This is a genomic window from Paenibacillus polygoni (assembly GCF_030263935.1).
Lineage (GTDB): Bacteria > Bacillota > Bacilli > Paenibacillales > Paenibacillaceae > Paenibacillus > Paenibacillus polygoni.
In genome coordinates this window covers 3,356,207-3,381,900 of the sequence record NZ_CP127162.1, presented here as the reverse complement: position 1 = coordinate 3,381,900, position 25,694 = coordinate 3,356,207, and the positions used below count along the sequence as shown (strand labels likewise).

Annotated in this window: 26 protein-coding genes; 25 read left to right on the top strand and 1 reads right to left on the bottom strand. The window is 42.8% G+C overall.

Annotated elements, in window-relative coordinates:
- Window positions 1-43: 43 nt before the first annotated feature.
- A complete protein-coding gene (locus QPK24_RS16135) occupies window positions 44-886 on the top strand; it encodes a sporulation protein YpjB (RefSeq protein WP_285742808.1) in 843 nt (280 codons plus the stop codon).
- A 47-nt stretch (window positions 887-933) separates the two neighbouring features.
- Here QPK24_RS16135 and QPK24_RS16130 read toward each other — a convergent pair whose 3' ends face one another.
- Window positions 934-1,803 (bottom strand): YitT family protein, encoded by an 870-nt coding sequence (locus QPK24_RS16130; protein ID WP_407082920.1) that lies wholly within the window; start codon window positions 1,801-1,803, stop codon window positions 934-936.
- 158 nt (window positions 1,804-1,961) lie between these two features.
- On the opposite strand from QPK24_RS16130, the gene QPK24_RS16125 reads away from it, so the two are divergent.
- The 24 genes from QPK24_RS16125 (at window position 1,962) to QPK24_RS16010 (ending at window position 25,593) form a co-directional block, all read left to right on the top strand.
- On the top strand, window positions 1,962-2,291 hold the full coding sequence (locus tag QPK24_RS16125; RefSeq protein WP_191799271.1) for a nucleotide pyrophosphohydrolase: 330 nt from the start codon (window positions 1,962-1,964) through the stop codon (window positions 2,289-2,291).
- 52 nt (window positions 2,292-2,343) lie between these two features.
- The gene (locus tag QPK24_RS16120; RefSeq protein WP_285742803.1) at window positions 2,344-2,880 is read left to right on the top strand and encodes a tetratricopeptide repeat protein; all 537 of its coding nucleotides are present in this window, start codon (window positions 2,344-2,346) and stop codon (window positions 2,878-2,880) included.
- 21 nt (window positions 2,881-2,901) lie between these two features.
- Window positions 2,902-3,705, top strand: a complete 804-nt coding sequence (dapB, locus tag QPK24_RS16115; protein WP_285742801.1) for a 4-hydroxy-tetrahydrodipicolinate reductase — start codon at window positions 2,902-2,904, stop codon at window positions 3,703-3,705.
- Window positions 3,706-3,749: 44 nt separating this feature from the next.
- A complete protein-coding gene (gene mgsA / locus QPK24_RS16110) occupies window positions 3,750-4,187 on the top strand; it encodes a methylglyoxal synthase (protein ID WP_285742798.1) in 438 nt (145 codons plus the stop codon).
- A gap of 42 nt (window positions 4,188-4,229) precedes the next feature.
- On the top strand, window positions 4,230-5,387 hold the full coding sequence (gene bshA / locus QPK24_RS16105; protein ID WP_285742796.1) for an N-acetyl-alpha-D-glucosaminyl L-malate synthase BshA: 1,158 nt from the start codon (window positions 4,230-4,232) through the stop codon (window positions 5,385-5,387).
- Between the two features lie 41 nt (window positions 5,388-5,428).
- On the top strand, window positions 5,429-6,751 hold the full coding sequence (locus tag QPK24_RS16100) for a CCA tRNA nucleotidyltransferase (protein ID WP_285742793.1): 1,323 nt from the start codon (window positions 5,429-5,431) through the stop codon (window positions 6,749-6,751).
- Window positions 6,741-7,715, top strand: a complete 975-nt coding sequence (locus QPK24_RS16095; protein ID WP_285742791.1) for a biotin--[acetyl-CoA-carboxylase] ligase — start codon at window positions 6,741-6,743, stop codon at window positions 7,713-7,715. The genes QPK24_RS16100 and QPK24_RS16095 overlap by 11 nt, the downstream gene beginning before the upstream one ends.
- 430 nt (window positions 7,716-8,145) lie before the next feature.
- Window positions 8,146-9,018 carry a 3-methyl-2-oxobutanoate hydroxymethyltransferase gene (gene panB / locus QPK24_RS16090; protein ID WP_285742789.1) on the top strand — a complete coding sequence of 291 codons (873 nt, stop codon included), beginning with the start codon at window positions 8,146-8,148 and terminating at the stop codon, window positions 9,016-9,018.
- A gap of 1 nt (window position 9,019) precedes the next feature.
- Window positions 9,020-9,916, top strand: a complete 897-nt coding sequence (gene panC / locus QPK24_RS16085) for a pantoate--beta-alanine ligase (RefSeq protein WP_285742786.1) — start codon at window positions 9,020-9,022, stop codon at window positions 9,914-9,916.
- On the top strand, window positions 9,909-10,292 hold the full coding sequence (panD, locus tag QPK24_RS16080) for an aspartate 1-decarboxylase (protein WP_160033195.1): 384 nt from the start codon (window positions 9,909-9,911) through the stop codon (window positions 10,290-10,292). The genes panC and panD overlap by 8 nt, the downstream gene beginning before the upstream one ends.
- Before the next feature lie 93 nt (window positions 10,293-10,385).
- On the top strand, window positions 10,386-11,015 hold the full coding sequence (locus QPK24_RS16075) for a tetratricopeptide repeat protein (RefSeq protein ID WP_285742781.1): 630 nt from the start codon (window positions 10,386-10,388) through the stop codon (window positions 11,013-11,015).
- Window positions 11,016-11,158: 143 nt separating this feature from the next.
- Window positions 11,159-14,026: an ATP-dependent DNA helicase DinG gene (gene dinG, locus QPK24_RS16070; RefSeq protein WP_285742779.1), complete on the top strand. Its 2,868-nt coding sequence runs from the start codon at window positions 11,159-11,161 to the stop codon at window positions 14,024-14,026.
- Window positions 14,027-14,072: 46 nt separating this feature from the next.
- The gene (locus QPK24_RS16065) at window positions 14,073-14,726 is read left to right on the top strand and encodes a redox-sensing transcriptional repressor Rex (protein ID WP_285742777.1); all 654 of its coding nucleotides are present in this window, start codon (window positions 14,073-14,075) and stop codon (window positions 14,724-14,726) included.
- Window positions 14,719-16,020, top strand: a complete 1,302-nt coding sequence (locus tag QPK24_RS16060) for an amidohydrolase (protein ID WP_160033188.1) — start codon at window positions 14,719-14,721, stop codon at window positions 16,018-16,020. Before QPK24_RS16065 ends, QPK24_RS16060 begins: the two co-directional genes overlap by 8 nt.
- A 30-nt stretch (window positions 16,021-16,050) precedes the next feature.
- Entirely contained in the window at window positions 16,051-16,569 is a 519-nt protein-coding gene (locus QPK24_RS16055; RefSeq protein WP_285742773.1) for a cell wall elongation regulator TseB-like domain-containing protein, read from the top strand.
- 188 nt (window positions 16,570-16,757) lie between these two features.
- Entirely contained in the window at window positions 16,758-17,285 is a 528-nt protein-coding gene (locus QPK24_RS16050) for a hypothetical protein (RefSeq protein WP_285742772.1), read from the top strand.
- Window positions 17,278-18,780: an AAA family ATPase gene (locus QPK24_RS16045; protein ID WP_285742770.1), complete on the top strand. Its 1,503-nt coding sequence runs from the start codon at window positions 17,278-17,280 to the stop codon at window positions 18,778-18,780. The genes QPK24_RS16050 and QPK24_RS16045 overlap by 8 nt, the downstream gene beginning before the upstream one ends.
- A 143-nt stretch (window positions 18,781-18,923) precedes the next feature.
- Entirely contained in the window at window positions 18,924-19,796 is an 873-nt protein-coding gene (locus QPK24_RS16040; RefSeq protein ID WP_285742768.1) for a 3-hydroxyacyl-CoA dehydrogenase family protein, read from the top strand.
- Window positions 19,793-20,998 carry an acetate/propionate family kinase gene (locus tag QPK24_RS16035; protein WP_160033180.1) on the top strand — a complete coding sequence of 402 codons (1,206 nt, stop codon included), beginning with the start codon at window positions 19,793-19,795 and terminating at the stop codon, window positions 20,996-20,998. Before QPK24_RS16040 ends, QPK24_RS16035 begins: the two co-directional genes overlap by 4 nt.
- A 30-nt stretch (window positions 20,999-21,028) precedes the next feature.
- Window positions 21,029-22,324, top strand: coding sequence for an asparagine--tRNA ligase (gene asnS, locus QPK24_RS16030; RefSeq protein WP_285742764.1), 1,296 nt, complete (start codon window positions 21,029-21,031; stop codon window positions 22,322-22,324).
- Between the two features lie 20 nt (window positions 22,325-22,344).
- Window positions 22,345-23,052 (top strand): DnaD domain-containing protein, encoded by a 708-nt coding sequence (locus tag QPK24_RS16025; protein WP_285742761.1) that lies wholly within the window; start codon window positions 22,345-22,347, stop codon window positions 23,050-23,052.
- Between the two features lie 187 nt (window positions 23,053-23,239).
- Complete coding sequence (locus tag QPK24_RS16020) at window positions 23,240-23,776, top strand: RNA polymerase sigma factor (protein WP_285742759.1); 537 nt, start codon at window positions 23,240-23,242, stop codon at window positions 23,774-23,776.
- On the top strand, window positions 23,769-24,260 hold the full coding sequence (locus QPK24_RS16015; protein WP_285742757.1) for an anti-sigma factor family protein: 492 nt from the start codon (window positions 23,769-23,771) through the stop codon (window positions 24,258-24,260). Before QPK24_RS16020 ends, QPK24_RS16015 begins: the two co-directional genes overlap by 8 nt.
- A 46-nt stretch (window positions 24,261-24,306) precedes the next feature.
- On the top strand, window positions 24,307-25,593 hold the full coding sequence (locus tag QPK24_RS16010) for a multi-tm2 domain protein (protein ID WP_407083029.1): 1,287 nt from the start codon (window positions 24,307-24,309) through the stop codon (window positions 25,591-25,593).
- Window positions 25,594-25,694: the final 101 nt, after the last annotated feature.

Genomic DNA, 25,694 nt, shown 5'->3' with positions numbered 1-25,694 from the left:
GGTGGACATCTCTCTTCATACGATACAGTAGGAGGGGATGTCCTTGTTTTTTCGAATAAAACGTTCTTCCTTATTAATGGTTGGTCTACTATGTTGTACACTACTGAGTCAGAATTTCTTGCTGAACACGGCATATGCGGAAAGTTCGGAGGAAGCGAGTCCAAGCCTTGTAAGCGGTGCTGAACAACTCAATCAGATCGCAACCTCCTTATACCGGAATGCGCTCGATTATAATCTATCTGCGGTACGGAAAGATGTAGAGGATTTAACGAGTCAAGTAGAGCGGTTCTCATTCGATGGGTTAACTACAGTAGAAGGGATGCATGCTCTCACGGAGACGATTGTCGAAGTGAAAGAAGCTGCTGCCAGTGTGCAGGCTGCATCGGACTCATTACAGCATGCGTCTGCCAAACTCAGACTTGCCGTGGATAGCTTGGCTCATCCGGATAAGCCGCTGTGGCTTCAATACTACAAGATTATGAAAGAAGACTTATCCTCTATTGAACAAAGAGTAAAGAATGAACCAGGAACCGATATCACTGCAAATTATATGGAACTGGAAAGTCATTATGAAACAATTCGTCCTGCAGCGATCATTCGGAGACAACCTTATGAGATTGAAAGATTTGATTCCTGGATGTCTTATCTAAAGGGACTTACTATGAGTAATGGAGCAAAAGAACAAGACATTCTCGATACGTTAAAGCAGGGGGATGAATTTGCGAATGCTCTATTTGGCAGGGAGAAGGATGCAACCGCTTTTGTTCCCTTTGCAGCAGGACCCGAACCATGGGCAGCTAATTTATTCCTTGGTTCTGCGATTGTGGCAGTGCTGGCATACGTCGGTTACCGTAAGTACAAAGGGAATCATCAATCCTATTTTTAGCCAGATATAATAAAAAGAAAAAAGAGAAAATAGTCCGGATGTCCGGGCTATTTTTCTGCTTCTTTGAAACCTTCTCCATGGACATCATGCACCTCATTAATAATGAGAAATGCTTTTGGATCAATGGATCTTACAATTTGATGAAGTTCTCTCATTTCTTGTCTAGAAACGACAGAGTAAACAACATGTTTTGCTTTTTTAGAGTAGGCTCCAACCGCTGGAATCAGCGTAACCCCGCGTTCCATCTCATTGGTTATTTTATCCGCAATTTCAGGGCCATGATCACTAATGATCGTAAATGCTTTGGCAGCATATGCCCCTTCTTGAATGAAGTCAATAACCTTGGATCCGATAAATACGGCAATAAGCGTATACAGGACTTTTTCAATAGGTATGTAAATAAGGGAAGACCCAATAATAACAATATCAATGGCGAGCATAACTCGTCCGATACTGAGCCCCGTTTTTTTGGACAGAATTCTTGCAATGATATCAGAACCCCCGGTTGTCCCCCCTGCACGAAATACAATCCCTAAACCAAGACCAATGGTAACACCGGCATAAAGTGCAGCAAGCAGTAGATCATGCTCTGTTTGCAAAGGAACGATATATCCTGCGTCTATTAAACGTTCAAATAAACCAAGGAAAATGGTAAGACCGATGATTCCGACACCGGTATAAATAATTTGTCTTCCGCCAAAAACTTTCCATCCCAGCAGAAACAGCGGGATATTAATGATGAGCGTAGATAGGGAAGGAGATATACCAAAAGCATAATTAAGAAGCACGGTAATACCCGTGACGCCACCTTCCATCAACTGATTCGGAATAATGAAATACAGGAGACCGAACGCAAAAATGGCGGTGCCGAGGAGGATTGGTATAATGATCTTTAACTGCGCTGTAATCTTATTCATTTGAATGAATCCCTCACTAGTATTAGATTTGCCTAATGCTCAAATGTAGTATGCCTTTTTCATGGGAAGTTTAAAAAATGATTTGTTTTCACTTTCTCAATACGTTAACATATGGATGAAGTGAGTTATAAACATTGGTCAGTAAGGAGTATGCTCACATGGAAAAAACTTTATTAGAAATGCAAAAAGAAGTGGACGATTACATTTCCCAGTTTAAAGAAGGTTATTTCAGCCCGCTGACGATGCTCGCTCGAATGACGGAAGAAGTCGGAGAACTGGCACGTGAAGTCAATCACGAGTACGGAGAAAAACCTAAAAAAGCAACGGAAGCGGACAATTCCATAGAACTGGAGCTTGGTGACATTTTGTTTATAACCATTTGTTTTGCCAATTCGCTCGGAATTGATCTAACCGAAGCTCATGATAAAGTGATGCACAAATTTAATACGCGAGATAAGGATCGCTGGACGAAAAAGGACACCGATTAGGCCATTCTTACATATGCTGTACTGACCGACGATACGGGAGGTGCAAGCTAACGTGAAGGCTGACGACTACATTCAAGAAGCGTATAAAGCCATTTTTCATAATGACTTTGAACGGGCTGTCTACTGGTTTGAAACGGCATTAGCAGAGGAACCAAATAATCCAGAAATCCATTATCGCTGTTCGATTACGTATGCTCGTAATGGAAAGCTTGATCAGGCTTTTGTTCACGCAAACAAAGCAACTGAGATCGCACCAGGGCATATTGAATATCTCATCCACATCAATCGTCTCCAGTCCAAAAAGCTGACTGCCATGTCTCGTGTTCTCATTGAGTCGTCAAATGCAGATCCAAAGAGGAACTATGATAAGGCACTGGAGCAATTGAAACAGGCGATTACGCTGGATCCGCTCTATACAGAAGCGTATGTATGGCTCGCCATCGCATATGCCGAGATGAATGAATATATCCTCGCTATTGCTGTATTAAAGGAAGCAATCGCGATGGAACCGCAAAATGAACAATTAACAGATCTATTGCATGATTTTAATAAACGGATGAGAACATATTTCCAGAAACCATCAACCTAGTTTATCTAAGGAGTGTTCGTTTTGGCTGATAAAATTAAAGTTATTGTTGTAGGTGCAGGGGGGCGCATGGGGCGCGAGGTTGTTAAACTTGTGCTTCAGGATGAGGAATTAGAACTTGTTGCTGCAGTGAACCGTTCCGAAGCAGGTACGGATGCCGGCAAACTGGTAGGACTTGAACCTTGCGGAATTCTCGTTATGGATCAGCTTGAAAAAGCGCTGAGTCAGACCGATGCTGATGTCATGGTTGATTTCACAACACCTCAATATGCTTATGAGCATACCTCCCTGGCCATTTCTCATGGGGTTAGACCTGTCATGGGGACAACCGGTTTTACGACCGAACAGATTACGGAACTGGACAAGCAATGTCAAAAACAAGGGATTGGCGGCCTAATCGCACCAAATTTCTCAATTGGAGCGATCCTGATGATGAAATTTGCTGCACAAGCGGCGAAATATTTGCCAAACCTCGAAATTATTGAATATCACGGAGATCAGAAGCTCGATGCACCATCAGGAACGGCTGTAAAAACAGCTGAGATGATCGCAGAGAATCGCAAAGAAATCCGCCAAGGTAATCCAAAAGAAGAAGAAACCATAGAAGGATCACGCGGCGGGTACTACAACGGTTTCCGTATTCATAGTGTCAGACTTCCAGGCGTATTTGCACAGCAAGAAGTTATTTTTGGTGACTTCGGACAAACGCTGAAGATTAGACACGACTCCTATGAGCGTGCCGGTTATATGCCAGGCGTTAAGATCGGAATTCAAAAAGTAATGGAATATACCGGAATGGTTTATGGATTCGATCATTTTATAGACTAGTTGTTTAAAAAGCCTCAATTTATAGACATAGGGAGAGAACAGATATGTTGAAAATCGCTTTCATAGCACATGACCGTAAAAAAGATGAAATGGTTAACTTTGTAACAGCATATGAACACGTATTTGTTGGACATAAGCTTTATTCAACGGGGACAACCGGGCAGCGTATCATGGCAGGTACAAATTTGGAAATTCATCGCTTTATGTCAGGCCCGCTTGGCGGCGACCAGCAGATTGGTGCACTTGTTGCTCAAAATGAGATGGACTTAATCATTTTCCTGCGCGATCCATTAATGGCACAGCCCCATGAACCGGATATCAATGCATTACTTCGTCTATGTGATGTCCAAGGAATTCCGCTTGCCACCAATGTAGCTACGGCTGAAATTTTGGTAAAGGCGCTGGATCGTGGAGATTTCGCATGGCGTCAGCTTGTACATAAATACAAACCAGGTACCGACGGTACAGATTCCGAATCGTAAGCTCGGATCATACATTATTCTTAAGTAAAAGGAGGCCCTTCTTTGAGTCAAGCGGGTAAACACTTAAAAATCGGGATTACCTGTTATCCGTCTTTAGGCGGTTCGGGTGTCGTAGCAACTGAGCTTGGAAAAAGGCTCGCCGAAAGAGGGCATCAGGTTCATTTTATTGCGAACAGTATACCTTTTCGACTTGGACAATTCCATAAAAACGTATTTTATCACGAGGTGGAAGTGAACGATTATTACGTCTTTCGCTATCCTCCTTATGATTTGTCATTAGCTACAAAAATGGCTCAAGTAGCCAAAGCACAGCAGCTCGACTTGCTTCATGTGCATTATGCGGTACCTCATGCGGTATGTGCCTATTTGGCCAAACAAATGGTGCCAGATGAATTGAAAGTCGTGACCACTCTGCATGGGACGGATATTACGGTACTTGCACAGGATGAATCACTCAAAGACTTGATACAGCTGGCTATTAATAAAAGCGATGCGGTCACAGCGGTCTCAAATGATTTGATTCGCGAGACGCATGAACTGCTTGATATTACGCGAGATATTGATCTTACGTATAATTTTGTGGATGAGAGAGTGTATTATCCAAGAGAAGTTTCATCTTTGCGGAGAGATTATGTAAGTGATCAAGAGAAAGTGCTTATGCATATTTCTAATTTCCGTCCAGTGAAGCGAACCCTGGATGTGATTAATGTGTTTGCAAAAGTTCAGCGTGAGCTTCCCGCAAAGCTGATACTTGTTGGTGAAGGACCAGATTTACCTAAAATTCAGTGTAAAATCCAGGAGCTTGGTCTATCTGAAAAAGTTCTCTTTCTCGGAAAGCAAGATGATGTGGCCCAGGTAATTTCAATGGCTGATCTATTATTACTTCCATCTGAAAAAGAAAGCTTTGGTCTTGTTGCTCTTGAAGCAATGGCTTGCGGTGTACCCACGATCGGATCTACGGCAGGCGGAATTCCGGAACTCGTATTACACGGTCAAACAGGGATGTTATCCCCGATTGGAGATACGGAACAAATGGCAAAAGATGCTGTCCGCTTGCTAACGGATGATGAACTGATGAACAAATTCAAAAAAGCTTGTCTTGAAAGAGCAAGTGTAAACTTTAATATTGATAAAATAACGGAACAGTATGAACGTATTTATGAACGGGTATTAACACAAAAATCGGCATCAATTTTATAAAAAATCCTGTGTGGATGAGGTTCGGTAAAGGAGTAAGTGGAATGAAGAAGTGGAATTATACGCTTCCAGCAATGGCCGCTGGAGGAGAACAAGTGCTGCAAAAACTAAACGACCATGGTTACGATGCCTTTTTTGTTGGTGGATGTGTGCGGGACGAGCTTATGCATAGAACGGTTACGGACATGGACATCACCACTTCGGCAACGCCTGAACAGGTTATTGCTCTTTTTCCGGACTCCATTCCTACCGGGCTTCAGCATGGGACAGTTACGGTGCGAAGTAACGGACATCATTATGAAGTTACGACTTTTCGTACGGAGAGCGGTTATGAAGATTTTCGCCGCCCGACCGAAGTTCACTTTGTGGATCGAGTAGAAGATGATTTAAAACGAAGAGACTTTACGATGAATGCGATTGCCCGTAATGTAAACGGCGATTTGCTGGATCCTTTTTCCGGTCAAGAGGATATTAAACAAGGTACTGTAAAGTGTGTCGGGACCCCAGAAGAAAGATTTGAAGAAGACGCCCTTCGCATCATGAGAGGCGTTCGTTTTGCTTCGGTTTTCAATTTTGGACTGGAGTCAGATACCTGGTCAGGAATGATTCTTCAGCGTGATAAACTCGCTTACATAGCGATGGAACGAGTTCGTACGGAGATGGATAAAATGATGGCGGGTCCTTTTCCTTCTAAAGGTGTTCAGCTTCTAATGGACAGCCGCATACTAGAATATGTGAAGTCTCCCGTTCGCCTTGCTTCATTGGACCGCAATCTTACTGGATATCTAGATAAACTTCCGCAGCAAGCAATTTATCGATATGAATTGTTGTTGTTGTTACTTGAGATGGGTTCATCGGATGCGGGTACCTTACTTCGGGAATGGACATTTTCAGGCGAATCACGTGATCGAATAACAAATATGTTAGCCTTTCATGAGCATATTATGAGTTTGTTTGAAAAACTCGCCTTACACATGGAGCGGCTTGAGAAAACAGAACTTTTTCATTTGCTGCGTACAGACTGGATCCCCCTAGTTCTTCGGTTTGGAAGAGAAGCGGCTCAAGACTGGATACAGATCAATAGAGAAATAGCAGTGGAAGAGGATATCTTTTCTCCTGCATATCGCAACCTTTGTCCCTTGCTGCTTCTTAAAGCGGAAGATTGGACTGCTGAAATGAATGTATATCACGTAAAAGATCTGGCGCTCGGAGGGGCGGACTTGATGAGAGTCACAGGGCGCAAGGGCGGGCCTTGGCTCGGTTTAACCATGAAGAGACTTTTACATATCGTAGCACTGGGACAGATCCCTAATGATCACGATTCTCTATTAGATTTAGCGAAGAAGGTGATAGAAGATGAAGTATAAAATGTTGCTCGATCTATTTGATGAAAAGTCAAATGGATTTCTTTCCGGAGAAGAAATCAGTAACCGATTATCCATCAGCAGAGCTGCGGTATGGAAGCAAATTAACCAATTGCGTGAGCTCGGTTATGAATTCGAAGCGGTGTCCCGTAAAGGATATCGTTTACTCTACAAACCTGATGAGTATGAGCATAAGGATCTTATGCAACATATAAACACAGCCGTTTTTGGAAGCAGGCTTCATATACTGGAATCAACAACCTCTACGCAGATCGAAGCAATCAAACTTGCAGAAGAAGGAGCCGAAGCAGGGACGCTGGTGATCTCGGATATGCAGACGAGCGGGCGAGGGCGTCTTGGACGCAGCTGGTTCTCTCCTGCTGGAAAAGGGATCTGGATGAGTCTGGTATTACGCCCGGAACTGCCGGTTAGATTTATGCCTCAGTTAACGTTGTTAACAGGCGTAGCTGTCTGCAGTGCAATTCGAACAGTTACAGGAGTGGAAGCAGGACTCAAGTGGCCAAATGATATTTTAATTGGCGGCCGTAAAGTGTGCGGTATTCTTCTTGAAGCAGCTACCGAAGATAACAAGGTTAGGTATTGTATTGCAGGGATTGGCATTGATGTTAATTTGTCAGAACAGGATTATCCAGAAGAACTGCGAAGTATAGCTACTTCTCTGAGAATGGAAGCGGGAACTTCTGTGTCTAGGTCCAAACTGATCGGCGCGGTGATGAATGAACTCGAAGCAAGATATTTGCAGTATGAGAAGGAAGGATTTGCTCCGATCTTGAAAGAGTGGGAAGCTTTATCGGCCTCTATAGGGAAACAAGTGCGCTCGGTAGCGCTCAACCAGGTGATCGAAGGAACGGCAATTGGTTTATCCGACAGCGGAGGCCTTATGGTTCTGACAGAAGAAGGAATGAATTCTACTATTTTTTCCGGTGAAGTGGAGATAATACAATAAGGGCAGCAATCTGTAAACATATTCGATAACAGGATGGCTTCTCCATCCATCTTTTTATGGTTCATCCTGTATGCTTTAGATTAATTATTCCGAGGCATAGACATTTGATCTTTTTTTGGTATACTTTCTTCTTGAGGCGGTATTAAATGATCACCATTTGAACTGCACTCAATAAGTTAGTTTCTTTGTAATCTATATTTTATAGGTTTGTTGGATTCTGCTCTGAGCCGAAGAGGACCGAGACAGAAGGGACGATCGTTAAGTGACTCTTTTTTGACTTTTGGGACCTTTTTAGTGACAACTAAAAGGTTTTTTTGTGTGTTCAATATCTAAACCTCCAGGGCCCAGCTGATGAGAATCCGTAGGACATTACGCTTTTTAACATCTAAAGACTTACGGTCAATATCAGAACAGAAGGGAGCCACACCAAATGGCTGCAGTGAAAAAACCACTTAATATCGTAAAAATGAAAAAAATGAAAGAAAATAAAGAGCCGATCACAATGGTGACTGCTTACGACTATCCTTCCGCGTTACTTGCTGAGGAAGCGGGAGTAGATATGATTCTTGTAGGAGATTCACTTGGTAACGTCGTGCTTGGATATAACTCTACAATTCCTGTAACACTCGATGATATGGTTTACCACAGCCGCTCGGTTGCACGCGGGGCGGAGCATACATTTATTGTTGCAGATATGCCTTTTATGACGTATCACGGCAGCATTGACGAAAGTTTGCGCGGTGTTCGCAGATTAATGCAAGAAGGGCATGCCCATGCCGTAAAACTGGAGGGCGGAGCTGAGATTGCAGATACCGTTCGTACCATTGTTTCTGCAGGTGTTCCTGTTCTCGGACACATTGGACTAACGCCTCAGTCTGTGAATCAAATTGGTGGATTCCGAGTACAAGGAAAAGACGCGCAAGATGCAAAACGTCTGCTTGAAGACGCTAAGGCTCTAGAAAAAGCAGGTGCTTTTGCAGTAGTACTGGAGCTCGTAACTGAAGAAGTAGCGGAAGCAATCTCTCGTGAGCTTAGCATACCGACAATTGGTATTGGTGCAGGGCGTGGATGCGATGGGCAAGTTCTTGTGTTCCATGATATTGTTCAGTATGCTTCCCCTTATATTCCGAAGCGCTTTGTGAAAACGTACAGTGATGTAGGTTCCCTCGTTCGTGAGAGCATTGCAAACTACGTGAAAGAAGTAAAAGAAAGATCTTTCCCAGCACAGGAACATGTATTTACGGCAGAAGACGGTGTCGTTGAATCGCTGTACGGAAATCGTAAAGCAGAGGTGGACAATTAAGATGATTACCGTTCGTACTATTCAGGAGCTAAGATCACAAATTGCAGGAATGAAAAAGCAGATTTCTAAACCCGAAGTAACGGTTGGTTTTGTGCCGACAATGGGTTACCTGCATGAAGGTCATGCCAGTTTGATGAAACAAGCAAGAAACAAAACAGATATTGTTGTTCTTAGTATTTTTGTGAACCCGATCCAGTTTGGTCCAAATGAGGATTTCGAAAGTTACCCGCGTGATGAGAAGAGAGATCTTGCGGTAGCGGAAAAAGAAGGAGTAGATATTGTATTTATTCCTTCGGTTAAAGAAATGTATCCACAGCCTACGAAGACAACGATTAAGGTCGCTGGTCTGACAGAACGCCTATGCGGTGCTTCTCGTCCAGGTCACTTTGACGGGGTAACTACGGTGGTTGCCAAACTGTTCAATATCGTACAGCCTGATTTCGCATTTTTTGGTATGAAAGATGCGCAGCAAGTGGCAGTGCTGTCGCAAATGGTTGCGGATTTAAATATGCCTGTAACCATTGTTCCCTGCCCGATCATGAGAGAGGACGACGGGCTCGCTTTGAGCTCTCGTAACGTCTATCTGAGCAGTGAGGAACGTTCGCAGGCACTCTGCTTATCACGTTCTCTTTCACTTGCTGAGAAAGCAAGTAAAGAACGTCCGGATATCACTATTGGTGAGCTTCGCAGTCTGGTTACTGCAGAGATCAAGAAATCACCTGTTGCCGTAATTGACTATGTGGAAATTTTGACATTCCCCGGCTTGCAGCCGGTACATGAAGAACAGAAACTTACCGATCTAGAAGATGTGATTGTGGCTTTAGCCGTTAAATTCGGCAAAACTCGTCTGATCGATAATCATCGTTTACAGAAAGTGAAGGTGGTCTCACATGTTTAGAACTTTAATGAAATCAAAAATACATCGTGCAACGGTAACAGAGGCAAATTTAAATTATGTAGGAAGTATTACCATTGATCGCGATCTAATGGAAGCAGCGGATATTTTCGAGAACGAGAAAGTTCAGATTGTGAATAACAATAATGGAGCCAGACTAGAGACTTATGTTATTCCCGGCCCGCGCGGCTCTGGAACGATTTGTCTGAATGGTGCTGCAGCTCGTCTTGTTCAGCCGGGAGATACGGTTATTATTATCTCTTATGCGATGATGGATGCAGCAGAGATGGCAAGTCATAAGCCAACTGTCGTATTTGTTAATGATGCGAACAAACCGGTTCAAACGGTTCAACAGGAAGTTCACGCTACGATCATGTAATCCATGGGAATAAGGAATGAAAACTGCCCATTACGCAGAAAATGTGATTAGGTTACTGCACTAATCCATTTTACCGAGGGTGGGATGCAAGCCATGTTTCAATATTTATTCGCCGAAATGAATGATGCGCTTGACGAGATTGAAAAGTATTATTCTGCTGCACCTGCCGTTAAGAAACAAGAGATGTTACGAAAGTGGAATTTGCTAAAACAGATGAGCGATGGAATCATGGATGAGTGGATGTCATTTGAAGAAAAAATGGCTCGGATACGGGAAAGCGGTTTGTTCCGCGGAACGGATCCCTTTACCATGATTCCAGAACTCAAGCTTCAATCTTTTGTCAAAGGACAGGGGTATTTTAAGCTTCTTATGTATAAACATGCGGCTGAAGAATTTAACAAAGTCGTTGAATTGTACCCGGAAAGTTTAATGTCCCGTCTGTATTTAGCTGTGTCGTATCTTCATTTAGAAGAAACACATGTCGCTGCAAAGGAACTGAATCGAATTTTGCTGAACAGCGATCAGCCTAGACTTAAAGCGCTGGCTTATAATGCACTTGGCTGTATCCATGCCAAACATACGGATCTCGAGAAAGCACTTTCCTGTTTTGCCCTTTCTCTAAAGCTTGATCCCAGTTTGCAAGAGCCGCTGTATAATCTGGAAGCATGCAGATCCAATAGCGGAAAACTCCATTATGGAACTCAGTTGCTTGCTCTCTCCTAGAGATGCATTAAAAGGCAGTGCAGTGCATCAAAAAGGCGATGTCTCTTCATTTGGCATCGTCCTTTTTTTGTGCTCTAATGTTCAAAAGTCTTTTTTTTTGCTATGCTACTAAAGAGACTGGATGAAGGGAACGTTTAATTGTAATGAAATTTGCCGTGCTTGATTTTGAAACAACAGGTACTCAGTCTGATGGTGAAATTACCCAGGTTGGACTTACCATAATAGATCATGATTTAAGTATAAAAGAGACATACAGCTCTTATGTCAATCCCGGCGTTCCCATTCCACCTTTTATTACTGGACTTACTGGAATTTCGGACGACGATGTCAAAGATGCACCTCATCTTGAAGAAATGATGATGGAACTTGTTCCATTGCTGGATGATGTTGTACTTGTTGGCCATAATGTAGCTTTTGACTTTTACTTTTTGCAAAATGCATTAGATCGATGCGGATACCTGCCGTTTACAGGCCGTATTTTGGATACGATGGACTTTTTAAAAATTTGTTTTCCTTCGCTTTCCTCTTACCAGCTGGGTTATGTTTCAACTGAATTTGGATTTGAACATGACAGACCGCACCAAGCGGATAGCGATGCACTCGCAACCGCTCATGTATTTCTTAAAAGTATAGACGAACTGAGAGGTTTACCTTTGATTACACTGCAGCGTCTCTCGGATCTCTTTCCTGCAGAGGAAAGTGATTTCGGCTGGTTTTTGGATGGACTGCTGACAGAGAAGGAAAGCGAGCCGATTCAGGATCTGGACGGTCAGAAATATTACAGACAACTTGCGCTCGCCATTGATGATTGGTCTACGATTGCTCCGCCGCGGGACGAACATGCACCGAACCCTTTGGAGAATGAATCGTTCAGCGCGTATATGGAGAAGGTTCAACAGAACTTAAAAGATAAACTTCCCAACTATGAACAACGGGAAGCGCAAAACATGATGTTTGACGAAGTGAATAAAGCTCTATATGAGGACAAGCATTTACTAATTGAGGCAGGAACAGGAACAGGTAAATCCCTTGGATATTTGTTGCCTTCAATTTACCAAAGTGTTAAGCAGGAGACGAAGGTTACGGTAAGTACACACACGATAAACCTGCAGGAACAACTGCGTGAACGTGATCTTCCTTTGTTAACCAAAGTCGTTCCTTTTCCTTTTAAAGCAGCGATCTTCAAAGGTCGTGGACATTATCTTTGTCTGCGTAAGTTTGAACAGAAGCTGAATAATAAAGAATTTGCTACACCCAAAGAAGATGTGTTTACAGCGGCTCAGATGCTCGTCTGGCTCACGCAAACAGAAACCGGAGATGATGAAGAACTAAACTTAAGCCACCGGGGAACAGATTTCTGGGAAACCGTACAAAGCGAGTCTGAATCCTGTTTAGGACGGAGCTGCCCTTGGTTTAAAAAATGTTTTTATCATCGTGCACGTCATGAAGCAGGAATTGCAGATGTTGTAATTACCAATCACTCGAAACTGTTTACAGATGTGAAAGCCAGCCATCAACTGCTTCCAAGTTATGACTATTTAGTGATAGATGAAGCTCATCATCTAGAAGACGTAGCGGGTAAACATCTTGGGATGCACATGAAATATTTCTCAGTGGTCCATACGCTAACAAGACTGTTTAAAGATAGTCGTAACGGTCAATTTCCTGCACTTCGTCAGCAAATTGATCAGTCAGGACATGAGAAATACGTGGAATGGACTTCAGCTATTGACGAATTGTTCCCATTTGCTCTAGAAGCGAAGGAAGAATGGGATACACTGAGTGATATGCTGTTTAAGCTGTTACCAGAGAGAATGGATGCTGCGCCAGGAGATTCGGGACAGTTTTCACTTAGACTGAAGCCGCAATCAAAGCCAAAAGCATGGGACAAAATCTCAAAACATGAAAATCAGTTTTATGTCACAGTAGGCGAAATGGTTCGCAAAGCAGATAAGCTGCTTGGAGAAGTGAGAGAAGAGCTAGATGATTATGCGTCAGATAGTCTCATTACGGATATCACAGGTCTTGTCAGAGACTTAGCAGAACTTAGGGATAATCTGAGACTCTTTATGCGGCTTGACGATACAGGTACCGTATACTGGCTTGAAGCAAGCGGTCAGTTTAGAAGTAAGTCTCTGCAGCTATACGCAGTTCCTGTCGATGTAAGTTCACATTTGAAGGAACTGTTTTTTGATAAAAAACACAGTGTGATCCTGACCTCTGCTACGTTATCTGTAGACAAGTCATTTCAGTTTATGATCGATCAGCTCGGACTATCAGAGGCACAGGAAAAAGGCAGGCTTTTGACGTCCTTGCTGCCATCGCCATTTAATTATAGGGATCAGGCACTTCTTGTCATTCCCCGCGATTTTCCAAGCGTAAAAGGAAGTGTAGGGGATGATCACTTTGTAAGTATGCTGGTGACTTCACTTGCAGAGACAGCGAAGGCAACCAAAGGCAGAATGTTAGTGTTGTTTACATCCTACCGTATGCTGAGACAAGTGCATGAGCCACTAAAAGAAGCACTTGCAGCTAGTGACATCACGGTGCTTGGACAAGGGGTAGATACAGGCAGCCGGACCAAACTTACACGTCGGTTCCAAGAGGCTAAGGCTTCTGTCTTGCTTGGAACAAGCAGCTTCTGGGAAGGTGTAGATATTCCAGGAGAAGCTTTAACTTGCCTTGCAATCGTGCGGCTGCCTTTCCAGCCGCCCAGCCATCCGGTGGTGGAAGCAAAAAGTGAACTTTTGGAAAAAGAAAAGAAAAACCCTTTCATGAAACTTTCTGTTCCACAGGCAGTGATCCGGTTCAAACAAGGTTTTGGCCGGCTCGTTCGTACAGCACAGGACAGAGGTATCGTTATCGTTTATGATACAAGGGTTATTGAATCCTATTATGGAAAGTACTTTTTGTACTCCCTGCCAGGTCCCAAAATGGAACACATGGTTACGGAAAAAATGGTTCCAAGGATTAGTGAATGGCTGATGGAACATGAAACGAATAAAGAATAAGACGGAACATAAGTAATTTGTGTTTTGATGTAAGGGGGAGTTAACATTGAAGTCGGATAAAATTTCAGAGGCAGTCGTTCGCCGGCTGCCCGTATATCTGCGTTATCTGCAGGAGTTATATAAAAGAGAAGTGACAACGGTATCCTCTCAAGAACTCGGACTTAAACTGGATTTAAATCCAGCTCAGATCCGTAAAGATTTAGCTTATTTTGGCGATTTTGGACGGAAAGGAATCGGATATGACGTTGCTTATCTTATCGATAAAATTCGTCAAATCCTCAAAATTGACCAAGTCATCAATGTTGCCCTCGTTGGAGCAGGGAACCTCGGTCAAGCTTTATCTAACTATAACCGCTATGTAAAAGACAATATGAAGATTGTTGCCGTGTTTGACTCGTATGATAAAAAAATTGGAACGATGATCAATACACTTACGGTGCAGCCAATGGAAGAGTTACAGGATACAGTGAAAGAACGTAATATCCGAATTGGAATCATTACGGTGCCTGATTTTGAAGCTCAGCGTGTAGCGGATTGCATGGTTGAAGCAGGTATAGAGGCCATACTTAATTTTGCACCGATTATTATTAAAGCTCCGCCGCATATTCGGATCCATACGGCCGATTTCACAACAGATCTATTAAGCCTTGCTTATTATCTGGAAAGCGAAGAAGGAAAGGAAGTTACAGAAGATGAATAGTCATAAATGGCTTATTAAGAACGGACAATTCGCAGTTAGTGATCCAGAATGGCGAATCGTAAAAGGGTATATGCTTGTAGAGAATGATAAGATTGTCTACATAGGCGAGAAACTCCCTGAGGGGGAGGAAGAAACAACCGTTTTTGACGGGAAAAATTTACTCTTTATTCCGGGTCTAATCAATACGCACGGTCACGCTGCTATGTCTCTTCTGAGAGGATATGGAGATGACCTTGCACTCCAAATCTGGCTTCAAGAAAAAATGTGGCCAATGGAAGAGAAGTTCACGGCAGACGATGTATACTGGGGAGCTTCCTTGTCGATCCTGGAGATGATTAAAGGGGGCACAACCGCTTTTCTAGACATGTATGATCAGATGGATCAAGTGGCTAAAGTAGTAGAGGAGTCGGGGATACGAGCAAGCCTGATGCGCGGTGTTATTGGATTCGGTTCAGATGAACTGCGAGCTGCTAAACTTGCAGAAGCGACTTCTTTTGCCAAGGAATGGAACGGGCAGGCGAATGGCAGAATTACTACGATGTTGTCACCTCATGCACCGTATACATGTGGACCTGAGTTTATTGAGAAATTTGTTCAGGCGGCGCATGACTTGGACTTACCGCTTCATACGCACATGTCTGAGACAAAGGCAGAGGTAGAGCAGAATGTGAAAGATTATGGACTTCGTCCGGTTGCTCACTTAGAAAAATTGGGCTTCTTCTCCCGTCCATCTCTCGTGGCGCATGCGGTTCATTTAACTGACGAAGAAATTGAGATTCTTGCTAAATATAATGTGGCAGTAGCGCACAATCCAGGAAGTAACCTCAAACTTGCCAGCGGTGTAGCTCGAGTTCCGGATTTATTAAAAGCGGGGGTTGTTGTATCCTTAGCAACGGATGGACCTGCAAGCAATAATAATCTGGACATGTTTGAAGAGATGCGTCTCGCAGCCCTTATCCATAAAGGAGTCTCTGGTGACCCAACGGCGGTTCCAGCGACAGAAGCTCTACGTATGGGAACAGAATATGGAGCAAAATCGATCTATGTTGAAGATACGGGAACGCTTGCAGCAGGTAAAAAAGCAGATTTTATAGCGATTGATTTAGATCAGGCGCACTTTTTGCCGTATTCAGATTTGATCTCCCATGTTGTATACTCGGCAAGTGCTAAAGACGTAAAACATGTTTGGGTGGATGGCAAGCAGTTGTTAAAAGATGGTGAAGCTCTTACTTTAGATGAAGAACGTATTAAGCGTGAAGCAGAATCTGCATTTAAAGGACTGAAAGCCCGCTAACGGAACGAAGGGTGAGAAGGGAGTCCCGCCTTGAGGAGAAATCGTAAAAAGTGGATATACATTAGTATTCTTACCGTATTACTAATTTTATTTGGAATTTATCAATTTTATGTTTATGTAATGAAAGATCAGTGGGCAGAAAGAGACCTGGCGGTATCGATTGCAGAGCAGCAGGCACAGCTTACATCCGTTACAAAAACGCAGAAATCAGTTTGGGGAGAAGAGTCGATCTATTGGACGATTGAAGGCACGAACAGCGAGAGTAAGCCAATTATGGTCTGGGTTCGATTCGGAATGGATCATAAACCAGTAAGTGGAAAGAATAGTGTTCATACTGAACTCATTGAGAATAGTTTCTCTGAAGATGAAATGTACGCCAAAATCGCTGCAGAGTTAGGCAATATAGAGATTATTCATTTGCATCCAAGCTACTACAATAAAACATATGTATGGCAGCTCTTTTATAAGCAAGATGGCAAATATGTGTATCGATTCTACCAATTTAGTGATGGAACTGAAATAGGGAATGGATATCAACTTCCCGATTAAGGATTAAAATAGATATAACCAATACCCCCCAAATGGTCGATATAGATCATTCGGGGGGTATTTTATGTGGTAACATAGAAAAATATTTCATAGTTTAGATTTCATGCTTACGATATGTTATGCTATATTTATAGATTTTATTTACAGTAAAAACAATAAAAAGACTAAAAAGCAAGGGAGGTTGTCACTTGAAATTGCGTCCTATACCAATTGCAGTATCTTTGTTCGTTACTGCTACATTGTTGTTTGGAGGCTGGTTTGCCTACCGTCAGGTGGCTATGATTAAACCAATTGACAAATTGGTATCAACATACGAGGGTGTCAACAATGTTCAAATAGATATTAACCCAAAGGAAGTGACTTTGAATCTCGATTTGGAACCTCAAACGAATCTTAGGGGTCTAGTTGAACTTATTCATACAGATGGAAATCCGTATTTAAAGGGAAAGAAACTTAAACTTGACGTCAAAAATCATTCTACAGAGGAACTCGACGAATTTTGGTCAAGTGCCTTATTTACGGTAGCAGAAGCAATGGAAACAAGACAATATACGCAGATTCCTGAAGAACTGCAGAAAATGAGCGACGGCAGCATACAAGTAGATTACGATATGGATGATCAGAATGTGTATGTAAGTTTATCTGACGGAGAAGCTAGCAAGTTTATTATTTTGCCGCGGCAGTCGGCAACGATGGGGGTATGGCCAAATGCCTAAATGGACCAAGGAAATCTTGATTGGAGCAACGCCCGTCATCATTTTATTTCTCGTCTATATCGGGGTAAATGTAGTTCCTTTATTGCTTATGGGTCTTCTTGTTGGAGGTGTATTTCTTCTCATGCAGATGCGCGGCGGTCTGACCGTCGGTGCAAGCAGTGAAAGAAAACGAAAAAAGGCAGGTCCGCCGAAGCTCACTTTTGAGGAAATAGGCGGTCAAGATAGTGCGAAACAGGAGCTTAGAGAGGCTCTTGATTTTTTAATCAGACATGAGGAAATACAGAAATTTGGTATCCGTCCCTTAAAAGGAATCTTGTTAACCGGACCTCCGGGAACAGGTAAGACACTTATGGCCAAAGCAGCAGCACATTACACGAATTCCGTGTTTATTGCTACATCAGGCAGTGAATTTGTAGAGATGTATGTAGGTGTAGGTGCGGGCCGTGTTCGGGAGTTATTCCGTGACGCGAGAACACGAGCAGCCAAGGAAAACAAAGAAAATGCAATTATTTTTATTGATGAGATCGATGTTATTGGCGGTAAGCGAGAAGGCGGGCAACAACGTGAATACGATCAGACCCTGAACCAGCTTCTGACGGAAATGGATGGGATTTATACATCAGATGCGCCGCGTATTCTAATCATAGCTGCAACCAACCGTAAAGAAATGCTGGACAGCGCTTTGCTTCGCCCAGGACGTTTTGATAGACATATACAAGTGGACTTGCCAGATAAAAAAGGACGCAGACACATTCTTGAACTGCATGCCAAAAACAAGCCGCTCGATAAAAACATTAACATGGACAAAATTGCAGAAGAATCCTATGGCTTCTCTGGCGCACAACTGGAAAGTCTAATGAACGAAGCAGCGATCTATGCGATGCGGGATGATAGCCAGTACATTACACAAAAACATCTATCCATGGCCATTGATAAGGTGATGATGGGTGAAAAAACAGACAGAGAATCAAATGAAGACGAGAAAAAACGGGTAGCCGTACACGAATTAGGACATGCCATTGCGGCAGAAGCTGTACGTCCAAATAGTGTGGGACAAGTTGCATTAAGCCCGCGTGGACAAGCGTTAGGCTATGTAAGACATAACCCGCAAGTAGAACAATACTTATACACCAAAGACTTTTTAGAAGCTCAAATTATGATTGCGCTTGGCGGTGCGGCAGCAGAGGAAATTTACTACGGGGGCCGCAGTACGGGTTCGAGAAATGATTTTGAGCAAGCGTTAGATATAGTCAAGACCATGATCAGCTCTGGACTTACAGAACTCGGAATCGTGCATCTGGAGATGGTCTCTCAAGCGGACATGTCGAAAGAAAACGCAGCGATATTAAATGAACTTTTCTCCCGTACCAAACAGCTGCTCATTGATCACGGTCCTATCTTTGATCAATCCTTAAGTATCCTGCTTAAAGAAGAAGTGTTATCTGGTGATGAATTTCGCAAATTATTCAAAGAAAGTACATTATTGCCAGCATAATCTATGATGCTGGTTATTTTTTTTTACTTTTGTTTCATGCTAAGATATTATTAGATGTTGGGTCATAAAATGTATTCTTCATGTTTCGACAAAGAAGAATACAAAATATTACTAGAGACCAAGAAAGGGATGGAGCAGTAACCATGTTGTTTAAAAAAATAGGAGTTATCGGCGGAGGTACAATGGGCCAAGGTATTGCAGAGATGCTTGCAGCCAAAGGCCTCGACGTCTTGCTCGTAGAACAAACCCCTGAGAAATTAGATCATTCAGTAGAAATGATTGAAACAGGACTTGATAAGAAATTAGAGAAGTGGGCTATCACTCAAGCAGAGAAAAAATTAATCTTGTCCAGAATTCATAAAACGACAAGTTATGAGGAACTTTCTGTATGTGATTTAATCATAGAGACCATTACGGAAGATTTGGAAGAGAAAAAAGTTCTCTTTAGAAAACTGGAAGAAGTAATCGGTACTGATATCATTCTGACTAGTAATACTTCTACTCTTAGCTTGACGGAACTTGCAAGTGCAACTAACTCACCTGAACGTATGATCGGGCTTCACTGGACACATCCGGTTTCCAGCATTGATATGGTTGAAATTATTCGTGGTCTTAAAACTTCTGATGAAACGTTCAACGCAACAAAACAATTTGCTGAAGAAGTGCTTGGCAAAAAAGGGATCATGGTTTATGAGTCCCCAGGATTTGTTACTTCTCGTCTAATCTGCCTGCACATTAACGAAGCTCTTCATTTGCTTGAAGAGGGAGTTGCTTCTGCAGAAGATATCGATGAAGCGGTACGTATTGGTTACAAATTCCAACATGGACCGCTTGAAATGGCGGATCGTTTCGGACTTGATTCTGTTCATGCAGCGCTGGATGGAATGTTCCGCGAATTTGGTGAACTGAAATATAGACCATCTACTGTTTTGAAAAAAATGGTTCGCGCTGGACAACTCGGCGTAAAAACAGGAGAGGGCTTCTTCAAGTACGACAAGGATGGTGACCGAGTATGAAAATTTTAGTTATCAATTCAGGGAGTTCTTCTCTGAAATATCAAGTATATGACATGACGAATGAATCTGTTCTTGCAAAAGGACTTGTAGAACGGATTGGTATGGATTCTTCCATTTTGAATCACAAACCTACAGGCAAAGAAGAAATTACAGAAGTTAGTGAAATTCTTGAGCACAATACTGCTATTCGTAAAGTGCTCGACAAATTGACTCATGAAGAACACGGTGTAATGAGCTCGATTTCAGAAATTCAAGCAGTAGGTCACCGCGTAGTACACGGCGGGGAAGCTTTTAAAGAATCTGCTCTTGTAACAGACGAAGTAAAAGCTGAGATCCGTCGTCTGATCGACCTTGCTCCGCTTCATAACCCAGCAGCAATGATGGGAATTAACGCTGCAGAGCTAAATATGCCGGGGATCCCGCAGGTTGTCGTATTTGATACTGCGTTCCATCAAACCATGCCTGAACATGCATACCTGTATGCTATTCCACGTGTACTTTATAACAAGTACAAAGTACGTCGTTATGGTGCACACGGTACTTCCCACGATTTTGTAAGTAAAGCAGCTGCTGAATTCCTTAATCGTCCGATCGAAGACCTGAAGATCATTACATGTCACGTAGGTAACGGAGGCAGCTTAACAGCAGTGAAAAATGGGGTTTCCGTTGATACTTCCATGGGTATGACTCCTCTTGAAGGTCTGATGATGGGAACACGCAGCGGGGATCTCGATCCAGCGATTGTACCTTATGTAATGAACAAAGAAGAGCTTACGATTAACGAAGTGAATTCGATGCTTAATAAACATAGTGGACTGCTTGCCATCTCCGGTATCAGCAGTGACATGCGTGAGATTACAGAAGGAATGGAGAACGGTGAGCCAAACTCTACACTTGCTTTCAATATGTATGAGTACCGTCTTCGTAAATACATTGGTTCCTATGCTGCAGCGATGAACGGTGTGGATGTTATCGTCTTTACAGCAGGGGTTGGAGAGAATTCTGTTGTGCTTCGTCAGCGTGTTCTTGAGCAGCTTACTTATCTTGGTGTTGAAGTAGACGAAGAGCTGAATAAAATCCGTTCTGGTGAGCCGCGCCGTATCTCTTCAACAAATTCCAAAGTAGAAGTTCTCGTCATTCCAACGAATGAAGAACTTGTGATTGCACGCGATACACATCGTATTGTAGAAGCAACTCAATAATTAATAATATATAAGCAGGGAGAGATCAGAATGAGCACGAAAAGTGACATTCGCAATGTCAGCAAGCACGTTGGAGAAACAGTAACGATCGGTGCTTGGGTCAATAACAAGCGCTCCAGCGGTAAAATACAATTTTTACAGCTTCGCGACGGTACAGGCTATATCCAGGGGGTCGTGGTGAAGAGTGAAGTTTCTGAAGAAATTTGGAACAACGCGAAAAGCCTCACCCAAGAAAGTTCACTTTATGTAACAGGGGTGGTTCGTGAAGAGCCGCGCAGCCAGTCTGGATATGAACTTACAGTTACAGGAATTGAAATTATTCATTTAACTGAAAATTATCCCATTACGCCGAAAGAACACGGTGTTGATTTCTTGATGGATCATCGCCACCTGTGGCTTCGTTCGAACAAACAGCGTGCAATTATGGTGATTCGTGCGGAAATTATCCGCGCAGTTCAGGAGTATTTTGATACCAATGGATTTACGATTGTAGATCCTCCGATCCTGACACCTTCTTCTGCTGAAGGAACAACGAACCTGTTCCACATCAAATACTTTGATGAAGATGCATACCTGACACAAAGCGGTCAGCTTTATATGGAAGCAGCTGCCATGGCGCTTGGTAAAGTGTATTCCTTTGGTCCTACTTTCCGTGCAGAAAAATCCAAAACTCGCCGTCACTTGATTGAGTTCTGGATGATTGAACCGGAAATGGCATTTGTGGATCATGAAGAAAGCTTGCGTATTCAGGAAGAGTTCATTTCACACGTAGTACAGTCGGTAGTGAAAAACTGCCGTAAAGAGCTGGAAAGCATTGGCCGTGATATCTCTAAACTCGAGAATATCAAAGCTCCATTCCCGCGTATTACTTATGATGAAGCAATTACCTTCCTGCAAGGAGAAGGTTTTGATATTCCATGGGGTGAAGATTTTGGTGCTCCTCATGAAACAGCGATTGCCGAAAAATACGACAAACCTGTATTCATTACTCACTATCCAGCAGGAATTAAAGCTTTCTATATGAAACCAGATCCGAACCGTCCAGAAGTGGTATTATGTGCAGACATGATCGCACCGGAAGGATACGGCGAAATTATTGGCGGCTCCCAGCGTATTGACGATCCGAAACTGATGGAAGAGCGTTTTGAAGAACATAATCTTTCCCGGGAAGCTTATCAGTGGTACTTGGATCTTCGCACCTATGGATCTGTTCCTCACTCCGGATTTGGTCTTGGACTTGAACGTACAGTAGCTTGGATTTGCGGACTTGATCATGTACGTGAAACCATCCCATTCCCACGCACACTGTATCGTCTTTATCCGTAAGGACCCTAGGAGGTATGTAAATGAGCGAACCAGGTGAGGGTACATGGGTGAAAGGTATTGCTTACGGGATGTCTATGGGGAGCGTTCAACTTCCTTATGCACTGCTCCGTTATTACACCCGGCTTGGTTTGTCAGATGGAGAGATGCTTCTAATCCAACATCTGATATCATTTCAACAGCTGGAAGGAAATGATTTTCCGACGCTTGAGGAATTGGCAGTTCGAATGAACATACCGCCGGAACAGGTTGCTCGTGGCTTGCAGAGGCTGATGAGAGATGGTTTTGTTAGTATAGACGAAGATTTAGATAAAGCGAGCGGCATACAATATGAGCGTTATAATGTGCTTGGATTATATGTAAAACTTGCGGAATGTCTTCAAGAAGAATCATCTTCCCCAGCGGTTGCTCGAAAATCAGCAGCATACCCTTATCAGCAGAAGGCAAAACAAACGATGGAAGAAGCTGAAGAACGTAATATGTTCCGAGTTTTTGAGAATGAGTTCGGCAGACCTCTATCTCCTATGGAATATGAAACGATCTCTGGCTGGATCGATCAGGATCGATACCCTGAAGAGTTGATATTGCTTGCTCTGAAAGAAGCTGTGTTTGCTGGAAAAGTACATTTCAGATATATTGATCGTATATTACTGGAATGGAGCCGCAATAGAGTTAAAACAACCGAGGATGTAAAAGCATACGCCGCCCGCTTCCGTAGTGGTGGACGTTAATCATATAGGTTATATAAGGCACTCCTTTATAAGGGGTGCCTTTTTTTGTTCTTTTCGCGATAATAAGAAGGAAAGATGGATCGAATTCAAAAAAATAATTTATTTTATCTGAAAATTGCAGGGGTGCGCTTCGTTCATACGTCTATTTATATGGGGAAGGAGGAGAGAGACCATTGATGAAGCAAGATTGATTGAAGACATTGTGCAAGGAGATCATGCGAAATACCATGAACTTATTAATCAATACAGTAAACATATTTTTCAAGTTACGTATTCTGTTCTTCATCATGTTCAGGATGCGGAGGATGCTGCACAGGAAGCTTTCGTTCAAATCTTTAAATCTCTCCCCCAGTACCGATCGGAAGGGTTTAAGACTTGGATTACACGAATTGCACTGAATAAAGCGATTGATATGAAAAGGAAAGCCAGCCGAAGAGTCATAACCGAAGCAGGACATGAAAACGAGGTAATACATATACCTGACCGGCAGGCGGATACGGTGTATCAATTGCTTAAGAAAGAAAAAAAACAAGAATTGCTGAAAAAAATCAGAATGCTTCCTCCCAAGTATCGTGATATTATCATTCTCTATTACCTAAAGGAAAACAATTATGAGCAGATAGCCGAGGAATGCAATATTGCTGTGAAAACCGTCGAATCCAGGTTATACCGAGCGAGAATATGGATAAGGCAACATTGGAAGGAGAAAGAATGGCGTGAATAACCGAAATGAGGACCGCTTTACGGCTTATATCAAAGGGACACTAACCGAGGCGGAGAGAGAAGAGATAGATGAGCAGCTCCTTACTGATGAAGAAGCGCTTGCCTCCTATCTGATGTCTCTTCAGTTATTGAATCAGAACGAAGATTTGGCTCACCAAAACAACAACGAGACGTTTACTTTCCCTGAGATTCATAGTCAAACGGTATTTACCAAGCGGATCATGAAACAAGTTGATTCTATGGTGAGAAGAGAAGGAAGGAAGAAGAGAATAGGCAAACTTTCGTGGCAGCATCTGCTCAGTCATAAAATGATTCACTATACGGTAGCTGCTTCAATAACAGTCCTTTTTATTTCTACAGGTGTATTTGATCGGTTAGCCCCCGGCAATGTATACAAGAGCGAGACCCAGACAGCACAACCTTATAGTGAAGTTTTGGTGAAAAAGGCTACAGGCTGGTTAGATACGTTAAAGCCTAAACCATAAGAATAGATTTCCATTTGATGTAAGAAAGGAAGACAATGAGATGAATATGGAGCAGGACAGAAGTAAACTGCTTGCCTTTTTGCTTAACTTTGTGCCGGGACTCGGACATTATTATTATAAGAGCCGGGTAAAGGGTTTTATCTACGGATTCTTATTTTTTGGAGTATTAGGATTGGCTTTTTTATCTGCTCTCGGAAATGAAATGGATTTTGCTTTAGTTATGTTACTAGGGGCTGCCTTTCTATGGATGGTTAGTATGTTTAGTCTGGTTCTTAAACTGCTTCGTGCACCCGAACAATCCTCCTATCCGCCGGGATATCCTAACTATGCTCCAAATGCGGAGACGTATGGACAAATGGGACCCGCAGTAGATCCAAACGTAGACCCTAATGAGTCCTATTACGGCATGCAGCACAATCAAAAACCAGGCATGGCACCTCCTTTTGGTTTTCCGCCGCACGAAGGGTATGTGTATCCAAATCAGGGAATAGGGAAAGAAAAGGAACGATTCTTTACGATTCTCTTATCGTTCGTGCCAGGACTTGGACACTTGCACATGGGACTGTTGCAACGCGGTTTATCTTTTCTAATTGGATTCTTTGGACTCGCTATTATGCTGCTGTTCGTAGCAGTCATTTCGGGCGAAGAGGTCATACTTCTTTTCCTGCTTCTACTGCCGGTGATGTGGCTGTACTGTATGTTTGATGCGGTTCAGCATGTGCATCGCAAGCAAGCGGGGGAAATTTTAGAGGATAAAACACTGTTTGAACAGATAGAACATGGCCGCAGTCATGGAAAGCGGAGTAAAGTGATTGCTACGTTACTTGCGATGATCCCAGGGGCAGGCCAGATGTATCTGGGGCTGCAAAAAAGAGGACTTCAGCTTATGGTGCTGTTCCTAGGGAGTATTTATATTTTGGACTTGCTCAATTTGTCCCTCTTTCTTTTTTTAATCCCCGTTATCTGGTTCTATAGTTTCTTTGACGGACTTCAGCAGGCAAGCAAGTACGGCAGAGAACCCTTATATGATAAACCGGTAGTTGAAGCGTGGACGCGTTATCAGCGGTGGATCGGTGCAGCACTATTATTCCTGGGTGTTTATTATATTTTGCTGAGACTGGTAGTTCCAGAGCTTGAGAGCCGCTTTGAGTCCTTGCAATTCTTTTACAGTCTTCAGTCTTATATGAACACGATCGTCATATCATTGATCTTCATCGGGGGCGGTATCAAGCTGCTATTCTCTCCAACACGGAAAGAGGATGAAGGGGAACGTCTTCTTAGAGAGCTCGAGCGTGATATGGATCTATCTCCTTATCAAGACAGAGAGTTGTAGTTTCAATTTTCATACTGTTCTTTAGAGAGTTATGAAAGAGATATAAGAGAAATATGTAAAAAACCGTAGATTTGCCGAATCAGGCGTTTCTACGGTTTTTT